Source organism: Acidobacteriota bacterium (genome assembly GCA_022340665.1).
Taxonomy (GTDB): domain Bacteria; phylum Acidobacteriota; class Thermoanaerobaculia; order Thermoanaerobaculales; family Sulfomarinibacteraceae; genus Sulfomarinibacter.
The window spans coordinates 1-12,693 of record JAJDNM010000055.1 but is presented as its reverse complement, the minus strand read 5'-3'; the positions used below and the strand labels follow the sequence as shown (position 1 = coordinate 12,693).

Sequence of the window (12,693 nt, the reverse complement as noted above, 5' to 3'; positions counted from 1 at the left end):
CGGCTCGATGCGATCGACTCGCCCTTGAACCTCGAGCAGAAATCGACAGCCGCCCTGCGTGGACTCGACCAACTCGACATTCACCAGAGAGGCTGGTGCCGTTTGCGCAGCCGCGGACGCGGGAACCACCAAAAAGATCAGTAGCGTCCATATGTACCTGGCCGCATTCGCGAATTCTGGTCTGTGGCTCATTCGAGTGTGCCCTCTGGGTTCCGGTTTTGGTGCGGGCCGCGACGCGCAGATTATACGCGCTGACATTCGTGATTGCGGGGAAGCGGCTACACTGGACGCGACGTCGAATCGGGGGATGTGCAGATGCTCGTTGATCGATCCGAAAGCGGTGTGATTCGTCATGCAAGCGAGGTGTACGGGAAATCCCGCGATGGGAACGCATTGACCGTCTGGCTTCCTGAAAATGCAACGCCTAAGATCCTGGTGTTGGCCTCGATGCACGGGGACGAGTCGGAGACAACGATCGTTCTGTCCGATGCCCTTCGCTCGATTCCCTCCCAAGACCTGAAAAATGCCGCGATACTCTGCGCCAACCCGGACGGGACCATTCGCGGAACCCGGGGAAACGCGAGAGGGGTCGACCTCAACCGTAATTTTCCGACCGGCTCGTGGTCTCCTGAACCGGTCTACTACAAGAGCCGCAAGGACGATGCGCAGGACATCGAGCTGAGCCCGGGCGAGCGGCCTGCCTCGGAACCCGAGACCGGAGCATTGTTGGCACTGATCGGCCGGTTGAAACCGCGTGCGGTCATCACGTTGCACGCGGCACTGGCATGCATCGATGATGCGGATGAATCCCCGTTGGGCAAATGGCTCGCGAAACGGAGCGGGTTGTCGCTCGAACCGGTCACATACAGCACCCCCGGCTCTTTCGGCTCATGGGCCCAGGAGCACGGCTTGAACCTCGTGACCTACGAGCTCGAGGCCGCATCGCCATACGATCTCAAGGACCGCCACGTACCGGTGCTGATAGATGTTCTGACCGGGAACATCGCGGTTGAAGGTTTCTGATGCGTCTCTTGATCACCGACTCGGGCGTGGGCGGGCTGTCGGTCTGTGCCTATGCCGAGAGATACCTGCGTATGCACCCGATCGGAATGCCGGTCGAACTGATCTACGTCAATGCGTCTCCGGAGAATGATTTCGGATACAATTCGATGGGTTCCAGGCAGGAAAAGATCGACAATTTCGATGAATTCCTCGACATTGTCACTGATACCTATTCCCCGGACCAGATCTACGTCGCGTGCAACACGCTGTCAGTTCTCTACTCCGACACGCCTTTTTCAAAGGCCCCACCGGTTCCGGTGAGGGGGATCGTCGAATCGGGTGTGAGTCGCCTGGTCCGTGATCTCGAACGGTTTCCCGAGTCTGTCGCCGCGATCTTCGGAACGCCGACAACCATCGACGAAGACACGTATCCCCGTCTCCTGCAAAGCAACGGGATCGGGGAGGAGAGGATCATCTCCCAGGCGTGCCCGTCGCTGGCCGACACCATCTCGGAGGATCGCGAGGGCTCGGCCGCGCGGGAGAAAATCGAGCGGTACGTGGGGGAGGCGATTGCCAAATCCCGACCCGGCTCGACTGATTTCGTCACCTACCTCGCGTGCACACATTATGGCTATCGCAAGGACTATTTTTCGGGTGCATTCGGCCGCCGGAGAACATCGACCCGCATACTGAACCCGAACGAGTTCGTGAGTGAGGAGCTGTTCGCCAACATTGGCCGCACATCACATAAGGATTCAAAATATTGTGACGTCGGCGTCGAGTTCATAACCCGCTACAAAGTTCCGGAAACAGCACTCGAAACGATTGCGTTCTTTCTCGAAGGAATCTCACCGAAAACGGTCGACGCATTCCAGACGTACACCTACGCTCCTGATCTCTTCTGATTCCCTCTCGCAGCCGCGGGTCCTCCGTGGGGATGGGTTGGAATTAGAATTCAAAACTCAAAATCGAGAATTGTTTCGTGCGGCCGCGGGGCGGTCTCTCAACCAGTCGGAGGAATATTGTGATTCCTGCGAAACAGATTATCTGGATCCCACTTCTTCTTGAGCTCGACCAGGCGGTTGTAGTTGGGGCCGTAGGCGGCACGGACACGAGCCTCCTCATTCGTGCCGAGGACGTTGACGTAGACACCGCCGGTGGCGTGGGAGGCCATCGCATCGTGGAAGCCCTGGACCCAGCGCATGACCTCTTCGTCCTGCTCCGCCTCACTCCATCCGGCCATGATGTGGAACGAAAATCGGGCATCGCGGTGGGGGAAAGCGGTCGCGGTCGGGTCCACCCGACCGACCGCTCCGCCCAGCCCGCCCAGGTACGCTGACGAAAAGTCGCCGCTCATCCCTGGCAGATGCTCCATCAGCGTGTCGATGGTCGCGTCCGTGATGGCCGGCAGGTCGTGCGACCGTGAATCGTAGCGCTGACCGCTCGGCAGTCCGGCGTCAAAGGTCTGCAGGACTGACACGTACGGTTGTGGTCCGACCAGCGACAGGAAGGGTCTGCCTCGCTCGACCAAGGGTCGCAGGGCAGCCTCGGCCTCAGCGCCGCTGCCGGCGTGGAAGACCACGAAGTCGAGTACGAGCTGACCGTGATACGCCTCGGGAAAGAGCTCCATCGGTGGGACGCGCAGGAAGAACGGGTAGCACTGGATGTCGTCCGGAGCTGCGGCCATGAAATCCCGGTAGAAACGAAGCAGGTCGGGCGCATCTTCGAGGCGATGGAAGACCTGTCCCGCCACCACCTCGGGTCCGACCTCGTGCAGTTGGAACTCGAATCGGGTGGCCACTCCGAAGTTGCCTCCACCCCCTCGCAAGGCCCAGAAGAGGTCGGTGTTCTCGTCCGCGCTGGCGTGCAGGAAATCACCACCGGCAGTCACGACGTCGACCGAAAGGAGATTGTCGATGGCCATGCCGTGCTTGCGTGCGAGGTAGCCGGCACCGCCGCCGAGGGTATAACCGGCCACGCCGACCCCGGACACGGTCCCACCGGGAGATGCGAGACCGTGCGCCTGGGCCAGGGGGTCGAACTCTCCCCACTTGAGGCCGGCCTCGATGCGGGCGATCTTCGCCTCAGGATCGATCTCGATGCCCTTCATCGGAGAGAGGTCGATCAACAGACCGCCATCGCCGACCGTGTTGGCCGCGAACGCGTGCCCGCCGCCCTTGACGGAGAGCGGGAGGTTTCTGGTACGAGCGAAGTTGACGGACGCCTGGACGTCGTCCGCCCCCTCGCACTGCACGACAACATCTGGTCGACGGTCGAAACGGGCATTCCACAAGGCCCTCGCCGGGTCGTAATTTTCGTCCCCGGGCACCAGCACGCTGCCATTGACTGCGTTTGCGAGCTCTTCGAGATGGCCTTCGGACATTGTTCCCCCTTTTTGTGGCCTGGATTTCAACCGGCGCATTGAGCGTGTCAAACGAGAGTAACGAGGACCCGGGTCGAGCCTATTCCGGATGGGGCGACGCTACGGCGTGCAGCGGCCGAGGCGCTCCGGCCGGAGCCAGTCGACGAGTGTTCTGCACTTCTTCGGATCATCGGTGAGTCCGACTCCGATCGCCCACAGCCAGTACTCCAGGATGCGCACGTGCGACCAATCTCGGGCGAGGAGCGGTTCGAGCTCTGCGGCATCGGCGAGAATGGCCAGCCGCTGCCGCAGATCATCCGGCCCCCGCATTTCGGAGAATCGGTTCCATAGCAGCGGCGCGGCGCCGAACTCGAGATCACCGGCGAGGACCTTCGGGTCGATAACGAGCCACGGCTCGCGCTCCCCGGCGAGGATGTTCTCGAAATGAAGGTCTTGATTGACGATCGTGTCGGGCCGGCAGTCGCCGTGCTCGTCCAGAATCCCGAGCGCCTCGTCGAGCAGGGGTTCTTCGAAAGGCTTCCCGGTATGCTCCCAGAGCTCGGGGAGGCGTCGACGCATGCGTGCGCCTTCGGCGGACACCGCTCGGATCTCCGTAGGAGCGGGAACGGCGAGACGGCGCAGGAGCTTGCCGGCGATCCGCGTCGCCTCGTCCACCGGGAGCCCCTCGAGCGAGTGCCGGTGATCGAGCCGCTCGAGGAGCATGGCGCCGGATGACGGCTCGGCGTCGATGAGCCGAACCGCCCCGCGACCGGCCCAGGTGCTGAGGGCCAGTGCCTCGTGCCGGGACCACTCGTCGATCCACGAGATCTTCAAAACGTATGGTGTGCCGCCGCGGGAGACCGGGATGACCACACCGACATAGCCGTGCATGGTGGGGCCGTCGACCTCCAGATCCCATGTCTCGCACAGATGTTCGATGAGATCGGGCAGGGCTTCGAGCCAGTTCAGACCGTCCGCGCCCTCGCGTTCGATGGTGGCAGAGGAAAAGACCTCTGGTATCGAAATTTCGACGCGCGAACGCGCGCGATGCCGGGCGGGATCACTCACTTCGTGTGGTCCATCTCGTCCCCGTACTCTCGCTGGAGGGCCCTGAGCCGTCCAGTCAATTCCCCGGTGACCGTCCCGTATCCCTCCCTGCCGAAGAGGTTTTCGATTTCGTTCGGATCCTTCTCGAGGTCGTAGAGCTCCCAGGCATCGAGCTCGCCGTAGAAGTGGATGAGCTTGTATCGGTCGGTGCGGATCCCGTAGTGCGGCCGGACATCGTGCCACCCGTGCGGGTATTCGTAGTAGTGGTAGTAGACGCTTTGTCGCCAGTCGGCAGGCGTACGCCCCAGGGTGAGTGGCCGGAGCGATTTTCCCTGCATCACGGGCGGCACCGCGACCCCGGCGAAATCGAGCAGGGTGGGGGCGGTGTCAAGATTGACCACCAGGGCATCCGAGACGCGGCCCGGCTCGATCCCAGCGGGATACCGAATGATCAGTGGTGTCTTCATCGACGGTTCGTACATGAAACGCTTGTCATACCAACCGTGCTCACCGAGGAAGAAACCCTGGTCCGAGGTGTAGATCACGATAGTGTCGTCGGCGAGGCCGTGCCGGTCGAGCCACCCCAGCAGCCTTCCGAGGTTGTCATCGATCGAGGCCACGCAGCGGAGGTAGTCCTTGAGGAAACGCTGGTACTTCCAGATGGTCAATTGGGTTCCGTTCGGTGAGTTGCTCTTGAAGTCGGCATTGATCGGACCATAGTGCTCGTCCCAGGCGGCCTTCTCCTCCTCCGACATGCGCTCGTACGACGCTTGCCAGGAGGCTTCGGCGTCGAACTCCGCATTGCCACCGGTTCCGGTTTCCCGTCCGTAGGCATCGGCCTGCAGCTTGAGGTCGAACGAGAGGTACAGGTCATCTATCCTCATGTCGGCGCTTTCTGCCGCGGGGCGCCCTCGATAGTCGTCTTCGAAGGTCGGCGGCAGCGGCAGATCCTGATCGGCGAAGAGGTCGACGTGCTGAGGGCTGGGCATCCAGTTGCGGTGCGGCGCCGAGTGTTGATAGAGCAGCAGGAACGGCTTGTCATGGTCCCGGGTTTCGAGGAAGTCGAGCGCGAGGTCGGTGACCACATCGGTGACATATCCGGGATACTCGACCTGCTCCCCGTTTTCGAGGAACACCGGGCTGTAGTAATGCCCCTGGCCGATCAAAATCTTCCAATGATCGAAGCCGGTTGGCTCGTCCTTGAGATGCCACTTGCCAACTACTGCGGTCTCATAGCCTGCCTGCTGGAGAAGTTTGGGAAAGGTCATCTGCGAGCCGTCGAACTGGTCTCGATTGTCACGCAGGCCGTTGCGGTGGCTGTACTGGCCGGTCAGGAGGACGGCACGCGAGGGGGCGCAGATCGAGTTGGTGACGAAGCTCGAGGAGAAAAGGATCCCCTCGTCGGCCAGTCGATCGATGTTGGGTGTTTGGATCAGCGGACTGCCGTAAGCGCTGATGGCCCGTTGCGCGTGGTCGTCGGCCATGATGACAATGATGTTGGGCGGAGGTGGAGCATAAGGATTCGTGTCGAATGCACTGCATCCGGTGCCGAGAAATCCAAAACCGACGATCAGCCACCTCAGAGTTCGTCTCACGGGCTCAGTCCTCGCTTGCCTGACCCCAGTCGGGTACCCGGAACTGTTCGGGGTTCTCCTCGATCACCCTCCGCAACCATGCCTCGGGATATCCAACGGCCCGGGTGCCCTCCTCTTGGGTGCGCACGTAGCCGTCGTTGAAGGTGGTTAGAATCTGAATACCGAGCTCTTTCCAGCGCTCGAGCATCCCTTCTGCGGTGCTCACGCTGAAGGTGGTCAGGAATCTCTTTGCCAGCTCGGGATCCTGCTGGTAAAGCCTGGCGGCGGTTTCCTCCACGGCCGGCAACATCGCGAAGACGGCATCCTCGGCCTCTGTCTGCGCCGCGGCCACCTCGGGCATGATGCGGGAGTAGGTGTTGTAGGTCAGGTTCGATACGACGTTGTATGCCCACCAGGCGGAGTCCCAGGAAAACCGGTCGATGTCACCCCGCGCGAAGGCGTGGGGTACCCGGGCGGTTCCGGCGTAGAAGGGTGTGAACGGGGTGGTGAAGCAGTCGTCGGGCGTGTACCAGTAGACCCCACCGATCGGATCAGGCAGCCAGTCGCGGCTTTGGGTCACCATCACGAATCCGGCCTGTTGGCTGGAGATGGGACGTTCCCACACGTACTTGACGTCGTCCACCTCCCAGGTCAGCCCGCGCCATCGATAGGGGCAGGCGAACGGACCTGCGTCGAGACCCTGGGTCATGTCGTAAGGCGTTCCTTCGAAGTGGTCGCGCATGAGGGCCATCACATCGCGCACGGCCAGCTTCTTGTCGGGCTTGATGAACAGCGGATAGTCCTCCGAGCCCTCGACGCCCCGGTGGTAATCGTCGCCAAAGTCCTGTGAGGGCGCGGCGCGGCGATACACCGACCAGACTCGCGCCATGCAGACACGCATCCCGATCGGGTCGAGCGGGTGGTACGCCTCGCGATAGCTGAACGGCTCGCCCGAGTCAGGATCGTAGTATCCCTTCTCGATCGCGAATTCGACCACGTCGGGCGCGTAGAGCCAGTTGTCGGGATCGTCCATCGGGAAGGTGGAAATGCGGCTCATGTTGGCGTGGGCCGAGATGTAGCCGTCGGGGACGCGGGCGGCAACCCAGATGACGCCCGTGACGCCGGGCCCCTTGCCGACGATGTCCATCATCCAGACCTCCTTCGGGTCGGCGATGGAGAAGGTCTCGCCGCTGTCGCGATAGCCGTACTCCTCAGCAAGCGCGGCGATGGTGAGCACCGCTTCGCGAGCGGTCCTGCATCGCTGGAGAGCCAGCGTGATGAGCTCCGAGTAGTGCAGCCCGCCGTCCTTGTTGCGCAGCTCCTTGCGGCCGCCGTTGGTGGTCTCGCCGATGGTCAGCTGGTGCTCGTTCATCAGGTTGAAAACGGCGTAGGTTCGGGCCACCTGCCTGACCCTGGCCGGATCGGACTCGCGCTCCCAGGTCTTCACCTCGGCCCACTCACCTTCCTCGTGTTCGGCTGCCGGAAGGTAGATCAGGTGGGCGAGCGACCCGCCGGAGTCGGCAGAGTAGGAGATCATGACCGAGCCGTCCGCCGAAGCGCCCTTGCTGACCAGAATGTTGGTGCAGGCCAGCGCGGACTGGAGCAGGCCGGGCAGGACGAGGATCGTGGCTGTAATGACGACGAGAAATCTGGTTTTCAAGGTGTCTCCCTTCAGTTTCCGCGGGCGAGGCAACTATTTCACTGCATTCCGAACCACACACCCCCGCCCGTCAATACTGGCCTCAGACTACCATCGCGGTGGCCGTGTGACTGACTGCAGGTCACGCTACGGGCCGCCCGCAATGTTGTGCGGCGGTGAGATTCGCATCTCCGGGGTTTCACCCGGCATGGGCTTCCCTGATTGAGGTATCGTTGCGCGACGGCGAAGAACGGAAGCGAGAGGTACCAATCCATGGAAAACCCGACATCCCGAATCAGGATCCGGCATCTCTGCGCCGGGCTGTGCGTTTTCCTGTCGTGCGTCTCGGGCGCCGGTTCCGAGGAGAGAAACGAGAGTGCCATCGGGGAAATGACCGAGCAGGCCGAAGCCGCCGCTCAAGCCCTTGGTGAGAAGCGTTTCTTCGTCATGCCGGTGCCGATCTCCAACCCGACCATCGGCAGTGGGCTGGGTGCCGCCACCATGTACCTCTTTCAGGGCGGGGAGAATGCACCCCCGTCAAGCGTGACGTTCGGGGCACTGTGGGCGAACAGCAAAAGCTGGGCCGGGGGCGGCGGGGTCAACGTGCACTTCAAGAACGACACGTACCGGCTGTTGGGCTGGCTGGGTTACTTCGACGTCAATCTGAAATTCTTCGGTATCGGACACGGATCGGGCGACCAGGGGCGCTCGATCGATATCGCGCAGAAGGGTCCATATCTGGGTCCCCGGTTTTTGCGACGGATCGGCGACGGCCTTTACCTCGGCCTGCAGTACCGCCTGATGACGGTCACCACGACATTTCCGGATCTCCCGGAGTGGATACCGGGCGACATTCTGAGAGACGGGATCAAGATCACCAGCTCGGGCCTCGGACCGGTGCTCGAATACGACTCCCGGGACAACCAGTTCAACCCCTTCAGTGGTTCGTATCTGGAGGTGACGTCGAATTTCGCCAGAGAAGCGCTCGGCAGTGACCGTGACTACGAACAGTACGACGCGCGTTTCAACCTGTACACCGTGCTGGGAAACGACGCCATTCTCGCCTGGAGAGCGACCGCATGCTCCACTGGTGGGGACGTTCCGTTCTATGACCTCTGCGTCGTCGGCGGTGGGGGCGACGAGATCCGCGGCTATGTCGGAGGGCAGTACCGCGACGGAGTCAGCCTGTCGACGCAACTCGAGTATCGCTGGAGATTCCACGGTAAGTGGGGCATGGTGGCCTTCGCGGGCGTGGGTCAGATCGCGCCGGGCTTCGGTGATTTGCGCACCGACAACCTGCTGCCCAGTTACGGAGTCGGGGCCAGGTTCATGGTCTCAGAGGAGCAGCGGATCAACCTCGGCGTGGATTACGCGCGAGGCAGAGGTTCATCCGCGTGGTACTTCCGAATTTCGGAGGCGTTCTAGCCCGAATTATTCATGATGATTCTGCTGCAAGGCGCGATGCGCTGCGCGTGGCGGCGCTTTCTCGATTCGCTCGCTCGACGTACAGCAAGTACGCCTCCGCTCGCTCGTCTTCCGAGATCGCCGTCCCACTTGCGCCTCCCGCCTTTCGCGACGATTCCTCATGAATAATGCGGGCTGAGTGTTTGCAGCCTGGCACTGATACCTTAAACTTCGCCGAGCAAAAAGGGCACGGCGTCGGTTTTGAATAGGGCGTGTGGCAAGAACCGCCATGGGTTCCAGATGCGACCGACGACCCGACCAGGAAGCATGCTGTTGTCCCACGTTCCGTAAACGCACGTGAGCACCTCCTCGACCTTCACAACACCGAACGGGTCGTATGGGGAAGAGTTGAGGACCACTTTACACGGGCCCGTGAGGAGATCTGCTCGCGGTCGAAATGCGGTGACCTGACGCACAATCCGCGGCAGGTAGTCGAAGCCCTTGCGATGAGGACTCGGAAAGTACTTGATCAAAAACGAAGTGGCCTCGCGTCGGGTTCGGCCATCTGGATCTCGACCCACCGGACCAAGGAAGTCGAGCTCGCGGTCACCAGCGGTCTCGCTGGGCGCGCTCTCGATGCGCATAAGCTTCACGCCCTTGCGGACGACTCGCCCAACCCGACGGCCGTCCATTTGCTCCAACGTGATCTCTTCGGCCATCTTCTTGGGGAAACCGTACTGCTCTCGGCCTCCCACCATGGCCATATCATCGTCCACGGGCATCGCCAGGCAGTAGAATCCGGCTTCACTACGGAAGCGTGTCTGGATGAGAAGTGCACCTTCGTTATAGACGCATCCAAAGTTGGTGTTGGGATACCTCGCTACGAAAGCCGCAGCCAACGGCTCCTTTGCCGGCTTGAGTGGCTTCGGCAGTATTTGCGCTATCACCGTGGGGTCGCTACGAAAGACGGCAAAGAGCATCTCTGCGCCGGTGAATTCCGGCCGAAACGAAAGATTGCGTAGCTTGGTGATCTTTTCCTGCGGCAGTGCGTAGAGCATGACCATACCTCGCCGTCGAAGATCGGGAACAAACCTACCTCACAACTGGCGAAGCTCGGGCACAATGTCGCGCAAAGAAAGGTGCCCGGTACGGAGGGTTGTGATGTTCCGACTTACCAGGGCGGCGCGGTCCGCGACCGCGCACCGGCGGGCTCGCGCAGAGCTGATTCTTCGGCGTGACGCCGAGAATTCATTCCAGGAACCGCTGCGTTCCGATTGCTTGGCCGGGGTCCCTTCGATGACGCCCAGATGAGATTGAATTGCCGGTTCAGCTCCACCTGCCAGTTTTCTCGCCCGGGATACCTCGACGGCGGTAGGTACAGATTTCTGCGAGGTGCCGTATCCTTGTCGCGATCATGGCGTAACGGACTCTAAGAGGACGCAAAAAATGATGGTGATTGCTACTCTGAGAGCGGTTTCGGGTTGGCGAATGGTGTGTTGCCCGGCGGGCCTCCTGGTTGTGGCGGGGTTGCTGGCGGGCGGTTGCTCGTCGACACAGCCGGTGCTGTACCCGGAGAACGCGGAGTTCCTGTCGACGCTCCCGGACGTGACGGATCAGCGCGGCAGGTTCCGAGAGGTCTTCTGTGCGGTTCTCGAGGAACGCGGAGAGACCGTTCCCGACTACCGCCCGTGTGAAGCAGCCCTCACCCGCTATGGCGCGGAATCCGGGGGTACCGGTCGTCCCGTCGACCTCGGCAAGTCGCATCGACACCTGGTGGCTGTGGTTGTTCCGGGAGTGGGATTCGACTGCTTCTCGGACTGGCTGGGCATGAAGGACACGGTTGTAGACCACGTCCGCCAGTTCGGATATGACATGCAGATCATCGACGTGGAATCGCTCTCCAGCTCCGCTGCCAACGCCCGTATGATTCGCGATTCGATCGTGGCAATGAAAGGTAACGGACGCAATCTGGTCCTCATCGGGTACTCCAAGGGCGCGCCCGATATCCTCGAAGCCGTGGTGGCCTATCCGGAGATTCGCGGCAGGATCGCGGCGGTGGTGTCGGCCGCAGGGGCGGTCGGTGGTTCTCCGAGCGCGGATCAGGCCACCAGGTCACAGCTCGAGCTTCTCGAGCACTGGCCAGGAGCGGACTGTTCCACGCACGACGGCGGAGCTCTCGAAAGCCTGCGCCCGCAAACGCGCAAGACCTTTCTCGAGCAGAATCCGCTCCCAACAGACTTTCCGTATTACTCGCTGGTGACCTGCCCGGAGCGCGACCGCATTTCATCAATTCTGCAACATGGATACAAGAAACTGAGTGAGTTCGATCCACGCAACGACAGCCAGGTCCTGTTCCCGGATGAATTCATTCCGGGATCTTCATTCATAGGGTGTCTCAACGCGGACCACTGGGCATTGGCGGTTCCGATCGAGCGTTCCCACCCTTTCATCGGCAAGACGGCGGTCGATCAGAACGACTACCCGCGAGAGGCGCTGGTCGAGGCGTTGCTGCGTTTTGTGGAGGACGACCTCGACGCGCGAGCTGGGCGTTGATCAGCGAAAGTCGAGTCTGCGCAGGAACCTCAGGGCGTACGAGAACATCATCGCCACCGCGAAATGCGCGTAGGTCAGCGCCAGATGCCACCAGCGACTGTTGACGTCAGCCATGTCGGCCACGGGTGCAGTGGCTTGGTGATTCCTCCGACACGCCGCCGGCTGTCCGCGCGCCCGTCCGGAACGCCAGCCGAATTTCGTCAGAAGATCATGTTCAGGGCTCTCTTTGCGAGGCCCGGGCTCTCCTCCTCGATATCCTCGGCCTCCTTCTTGAACATCCGGTGCAGCATGCCCGCATCCTCCGGCTTCTCTTCGTCGAGAACCGTCTGGAACGTCGGCAGGAACATGCCCAGAACCCCACTCACATTCTCTTCAGACTCTCCCGTATCTCGGGAGATCGATTTCACCAATGTTCGTCCAACGTTGCCGAAGATGTCGAAGAAGTGATGGCTGGACTCCTCGCGGCCTCGTTTCTTCTTCTTGTCCCTGTCTTTCTTTCGGTCCTTCATATCGCCGAAGAGCCTGTCGGTGATACTCGGATCTTCAGCGCCTGCGAAGATCATTCCAGGAATGCCTCTCTCGAGGATCTTCCCGATCCTGGTGTCCGACAATCCGAGCATATTTGAAATGCTTTTGACTGCGAGATCTGTGAACTTGGAGGTCGTCCACTTCTTGGCCGCGCCGACGGTCGCCTTCGTGGCTCCCTTGACGAGCATTTTCGACATGAATCCCATCTGTACTCCTCCCGGTTTTTTCGAAAGTTGGTCCGCATACTATACACGAGCGGAAGAGGAAACAGCAATCGGCCCAGACAAACGGGATGTCGGATCCCGGCGGCACCACTCTGTTATCTTTCGAGATAGAGCATTGAGGGGATCGCGACTCCCGGGAGGTAGGCGTTGTGGTGATAGATGCGCAACAAGATCATACGTCGACGAGGGACACATCGGATATTTTGGCCGAGGTCGAGATTGTGGTCGAGGATCTCGAGGATCCGGCGATCGGCGCGACGCTGGACGCTCTGCGCGGTGTTTTTGCCAACGGCGACGCGCGACTCACCAGCTTTCTTATCGGCACTCATCGGGATCTGGATGACGTCAGGCTGGAGAACC

The 12,693-nt window shown here is 61.2% G+C and carries 12 protein-coding genes; 5 read left to right on the top strand and 7 right to left on the bottom strand.

Translation table 11 applies throughout. The annotated features are described in order from the left end of the window. Positions 1 to 192: hypothetical protein (locus LJE93_07495; GenBank protein ID MCG6948738.1), on the bottom strand; the 192-nt coding region annotated here is incomplete at its 3' end. Positions 193 to 315: 123 nt separating this feature from the next. Between LJE93_07495 and mpaA the strand changes: the two genes are divergently transcribed. Beyond that, positions 316 to 1,023, top strand: coding sequence for a murein tripeptide amidase MpaA (gene mpaA, locus LJE93_07490; protein ID MCG6948737.1), 708 nt, complete (start codon positions 316 to 318; stop codon positions 1,021 to 1,023). Further along, on the top strand, positions 1,023 to 1,907 hold the full coding sequence (locus LJE93_07485; protein ID MCG6948736.1) for a hypothetical protein: 885 nt from the start codon (positions 1,023 to 1,025) through the stop codon (positions 1,905 to 1,907). Before mpaA ends, LJE93_07485 begins: the two co-directional genes overlap by 1 nt. Before the next feature lie 98 nt (positions 1,908 to 2,005). Here the strand turns inward: LJE93_07485 and LJE93_07480 are convergent, their stop codons facing one another. The 4 genes from LJE93_07480 to LJE93_07465 all read right to left on the bottom strand — a co-directional run bounded on the left by LJE93_07480 (position 2,006) and on the right by LJE93_07465 (position 7,645). Further along, positions 2,006 to 3,385 (bottom strand): FAD-binding oxidoreductase, encoded by a 1,380-nt coding sequence (locus LJE93_07480; GenBank protein MCG6948735.1) that lies wholly within the window; start codon positions 3,383 to 3,385, stop codon positions 2,006 to 2,008. A 99-nt stretch (positions 3,386 to 3,484) separates the two neighbouring features. Further along, complete coding sequence (locus LJE93_07475; protein ID MCG6948734.1) at positions 3,485 to 4,432, bottom strand: aminoglycoside phosphotransferase family protein; 948 nt, start codon at positions 4,430 to 4,432, stop codon at positions 3,485 to 3,487. Next, entirely contained in the window at positions 4,429 to 6,006 is a 1,578-nt protein-coding gene (locus tag LJE93_07470; GenBank protein ID MCG6948733.1) for a sulfatase-like hydrolase/transferase, read from the bottom strand. Before LJE93_07470 ends, LJE93_07475 begins: the two co-directional genes overlap by 4 nt. A 4-nt stretch (positions 6,007 to 6,010) precedes the next feature. Then, positions 6,011 to 7,645 carry a C69 family dipeptidase gene (locus LJE93_07465; protein MCG6948732.1) on the bottom strand — a complete coding sequence of 545 codons (1,635 nt, stop codon included), beginning with the start codon at positions 7,643 to 7,645 and terminating at the stop codon, positions 6,011 to 6,013. A 369-nt stretch (positions 7,646 to 8,014) separates the two neighbouring features. On the opposite strand from LJE93_07465, the gene LJE93_07460 reads away from it, so the two are divergent. Beyond that, positions 8,015 to 9,049, top strand: coding sequence for an outer membrane protein assembly factor (locus LJE93_07460; GenBank protein MCG6948731.1), 1,035 nt, complete (start codon positions 8,015 to 8,017; stop codon positions 9,047 to 9,049). 203 nt (positions 9,050 to 9,252) lie between these two features. Here LJE93_07460 and LJE93_07455 read toward each other — a convergent pair whose 3' ends face one another. Beyond that, positions 9,253 to 10,086 (bottom strand): acetoacetate decarboxylase family protein, encoded by an 834-nt coding sequence (locus LJE93_07455; protein ID MCG6948730.1) that lies wholly within the window; start codon positions 10,084 to 10,086, stop codon positions 9,253 to 9,255. Between the two features lie 388 nt (positions 10,087 to 10,474). Here LJE93_07455 and LJE93_07450 point away from each other — a divergent pair, with 388 nt between their 5' ends. Continuing rightward, a complete protein-coding gene (locus LJE93_07450; GenBank protein ID MCG6948729.1) occupies positions 10,475 to 11,581 on the top strand; it encodes a hypothetical protein in 1,107 nt (368 codons plus the stop codon). A gap of 200 nt (positions 11,582 to 11,781) precedes the next feature. Here LJE93_07450 and LJE93_07445 read toward each other — a convergent pair whose 3' ends face one another. Further along, positions 11,782 to 12,315 (bottom strand): hypothetical protein, encoded by a 534-nt coding sequence (locus LJE93_07445; protein ID MCG6948728.1) that lies wholly within the window; start codon positions 12,313 to 12,315, stop codon positions 11,782 to 11,784. A 167-nt stretch (positions 12,316 to 12,482) separates the two neighbouring features. Between LJE93_07445 and LJE93_07440 the strand changes: the two genes are divergently transcribed. Continuing rightward, a partial coding sequence (locus LJE93_07440; protein MCG6948727.1) for a hypothetical protein occupies positions 12,483 to 12,693 on the top strand: 211 nt, incomplete at its 3' end.

What these genes read in the sequence shown, in the direction of transcription:
- mpaA (MCG6948737.1), top strand. Translation starts at nt 316, where the DNA reads ATGCTCGTTGATCGATCCGAAAGCGGTGTGATTCGTCATGCAAGCGAG.
- LJE93_07485 (MCG6948736.1), top strand. Translation starts at nt 1,023, where the DNA reads ATGCGTCTCTTGATCACCGACTCGGGCGTGGGCGGGCTGTCGGTCTGT.
- LJE93_07480 (MCG6948735.1), bottom strand. Translation starts at nt 3,385, where the DNA reads ATGTCCGAAGGCCATCTCGAAGAGCTCGCAAACGCAGTCAATGGCAGC.
- LJE93_07460 (MCG6948731.1), top strand. Translation starts at nt 8,015, where the DNA reads ATGACCGAGCAGGCCGAAGCCGCCGCTCAAGCCCTTGGTGAGAAGCGT.
- LJE93_07455 (MCG6948730.1), bottom strand. Translation starts at nt 10,086, where the DNA reads ATGCTCTACGCACTGCCGCAGGAAAAGATCACCAAGCTACGCAATCTT.
- LJE93_07450 (MCG6948729.1), top strand. Translation starts at nt 10,475, where the DNA reads ATGATGGTGATTGCTACTCTGAGAGCGGTTTCGGGTTGGCGAATGGTG.
- LJE93_07445 (MCG6948728.1), bottom strand. Translation starts at nt 12,315, where the DNA reads ATGGGATTCATGTCGAAAATGCTCGTCAAGGGAGCCACGAAGGCGACC.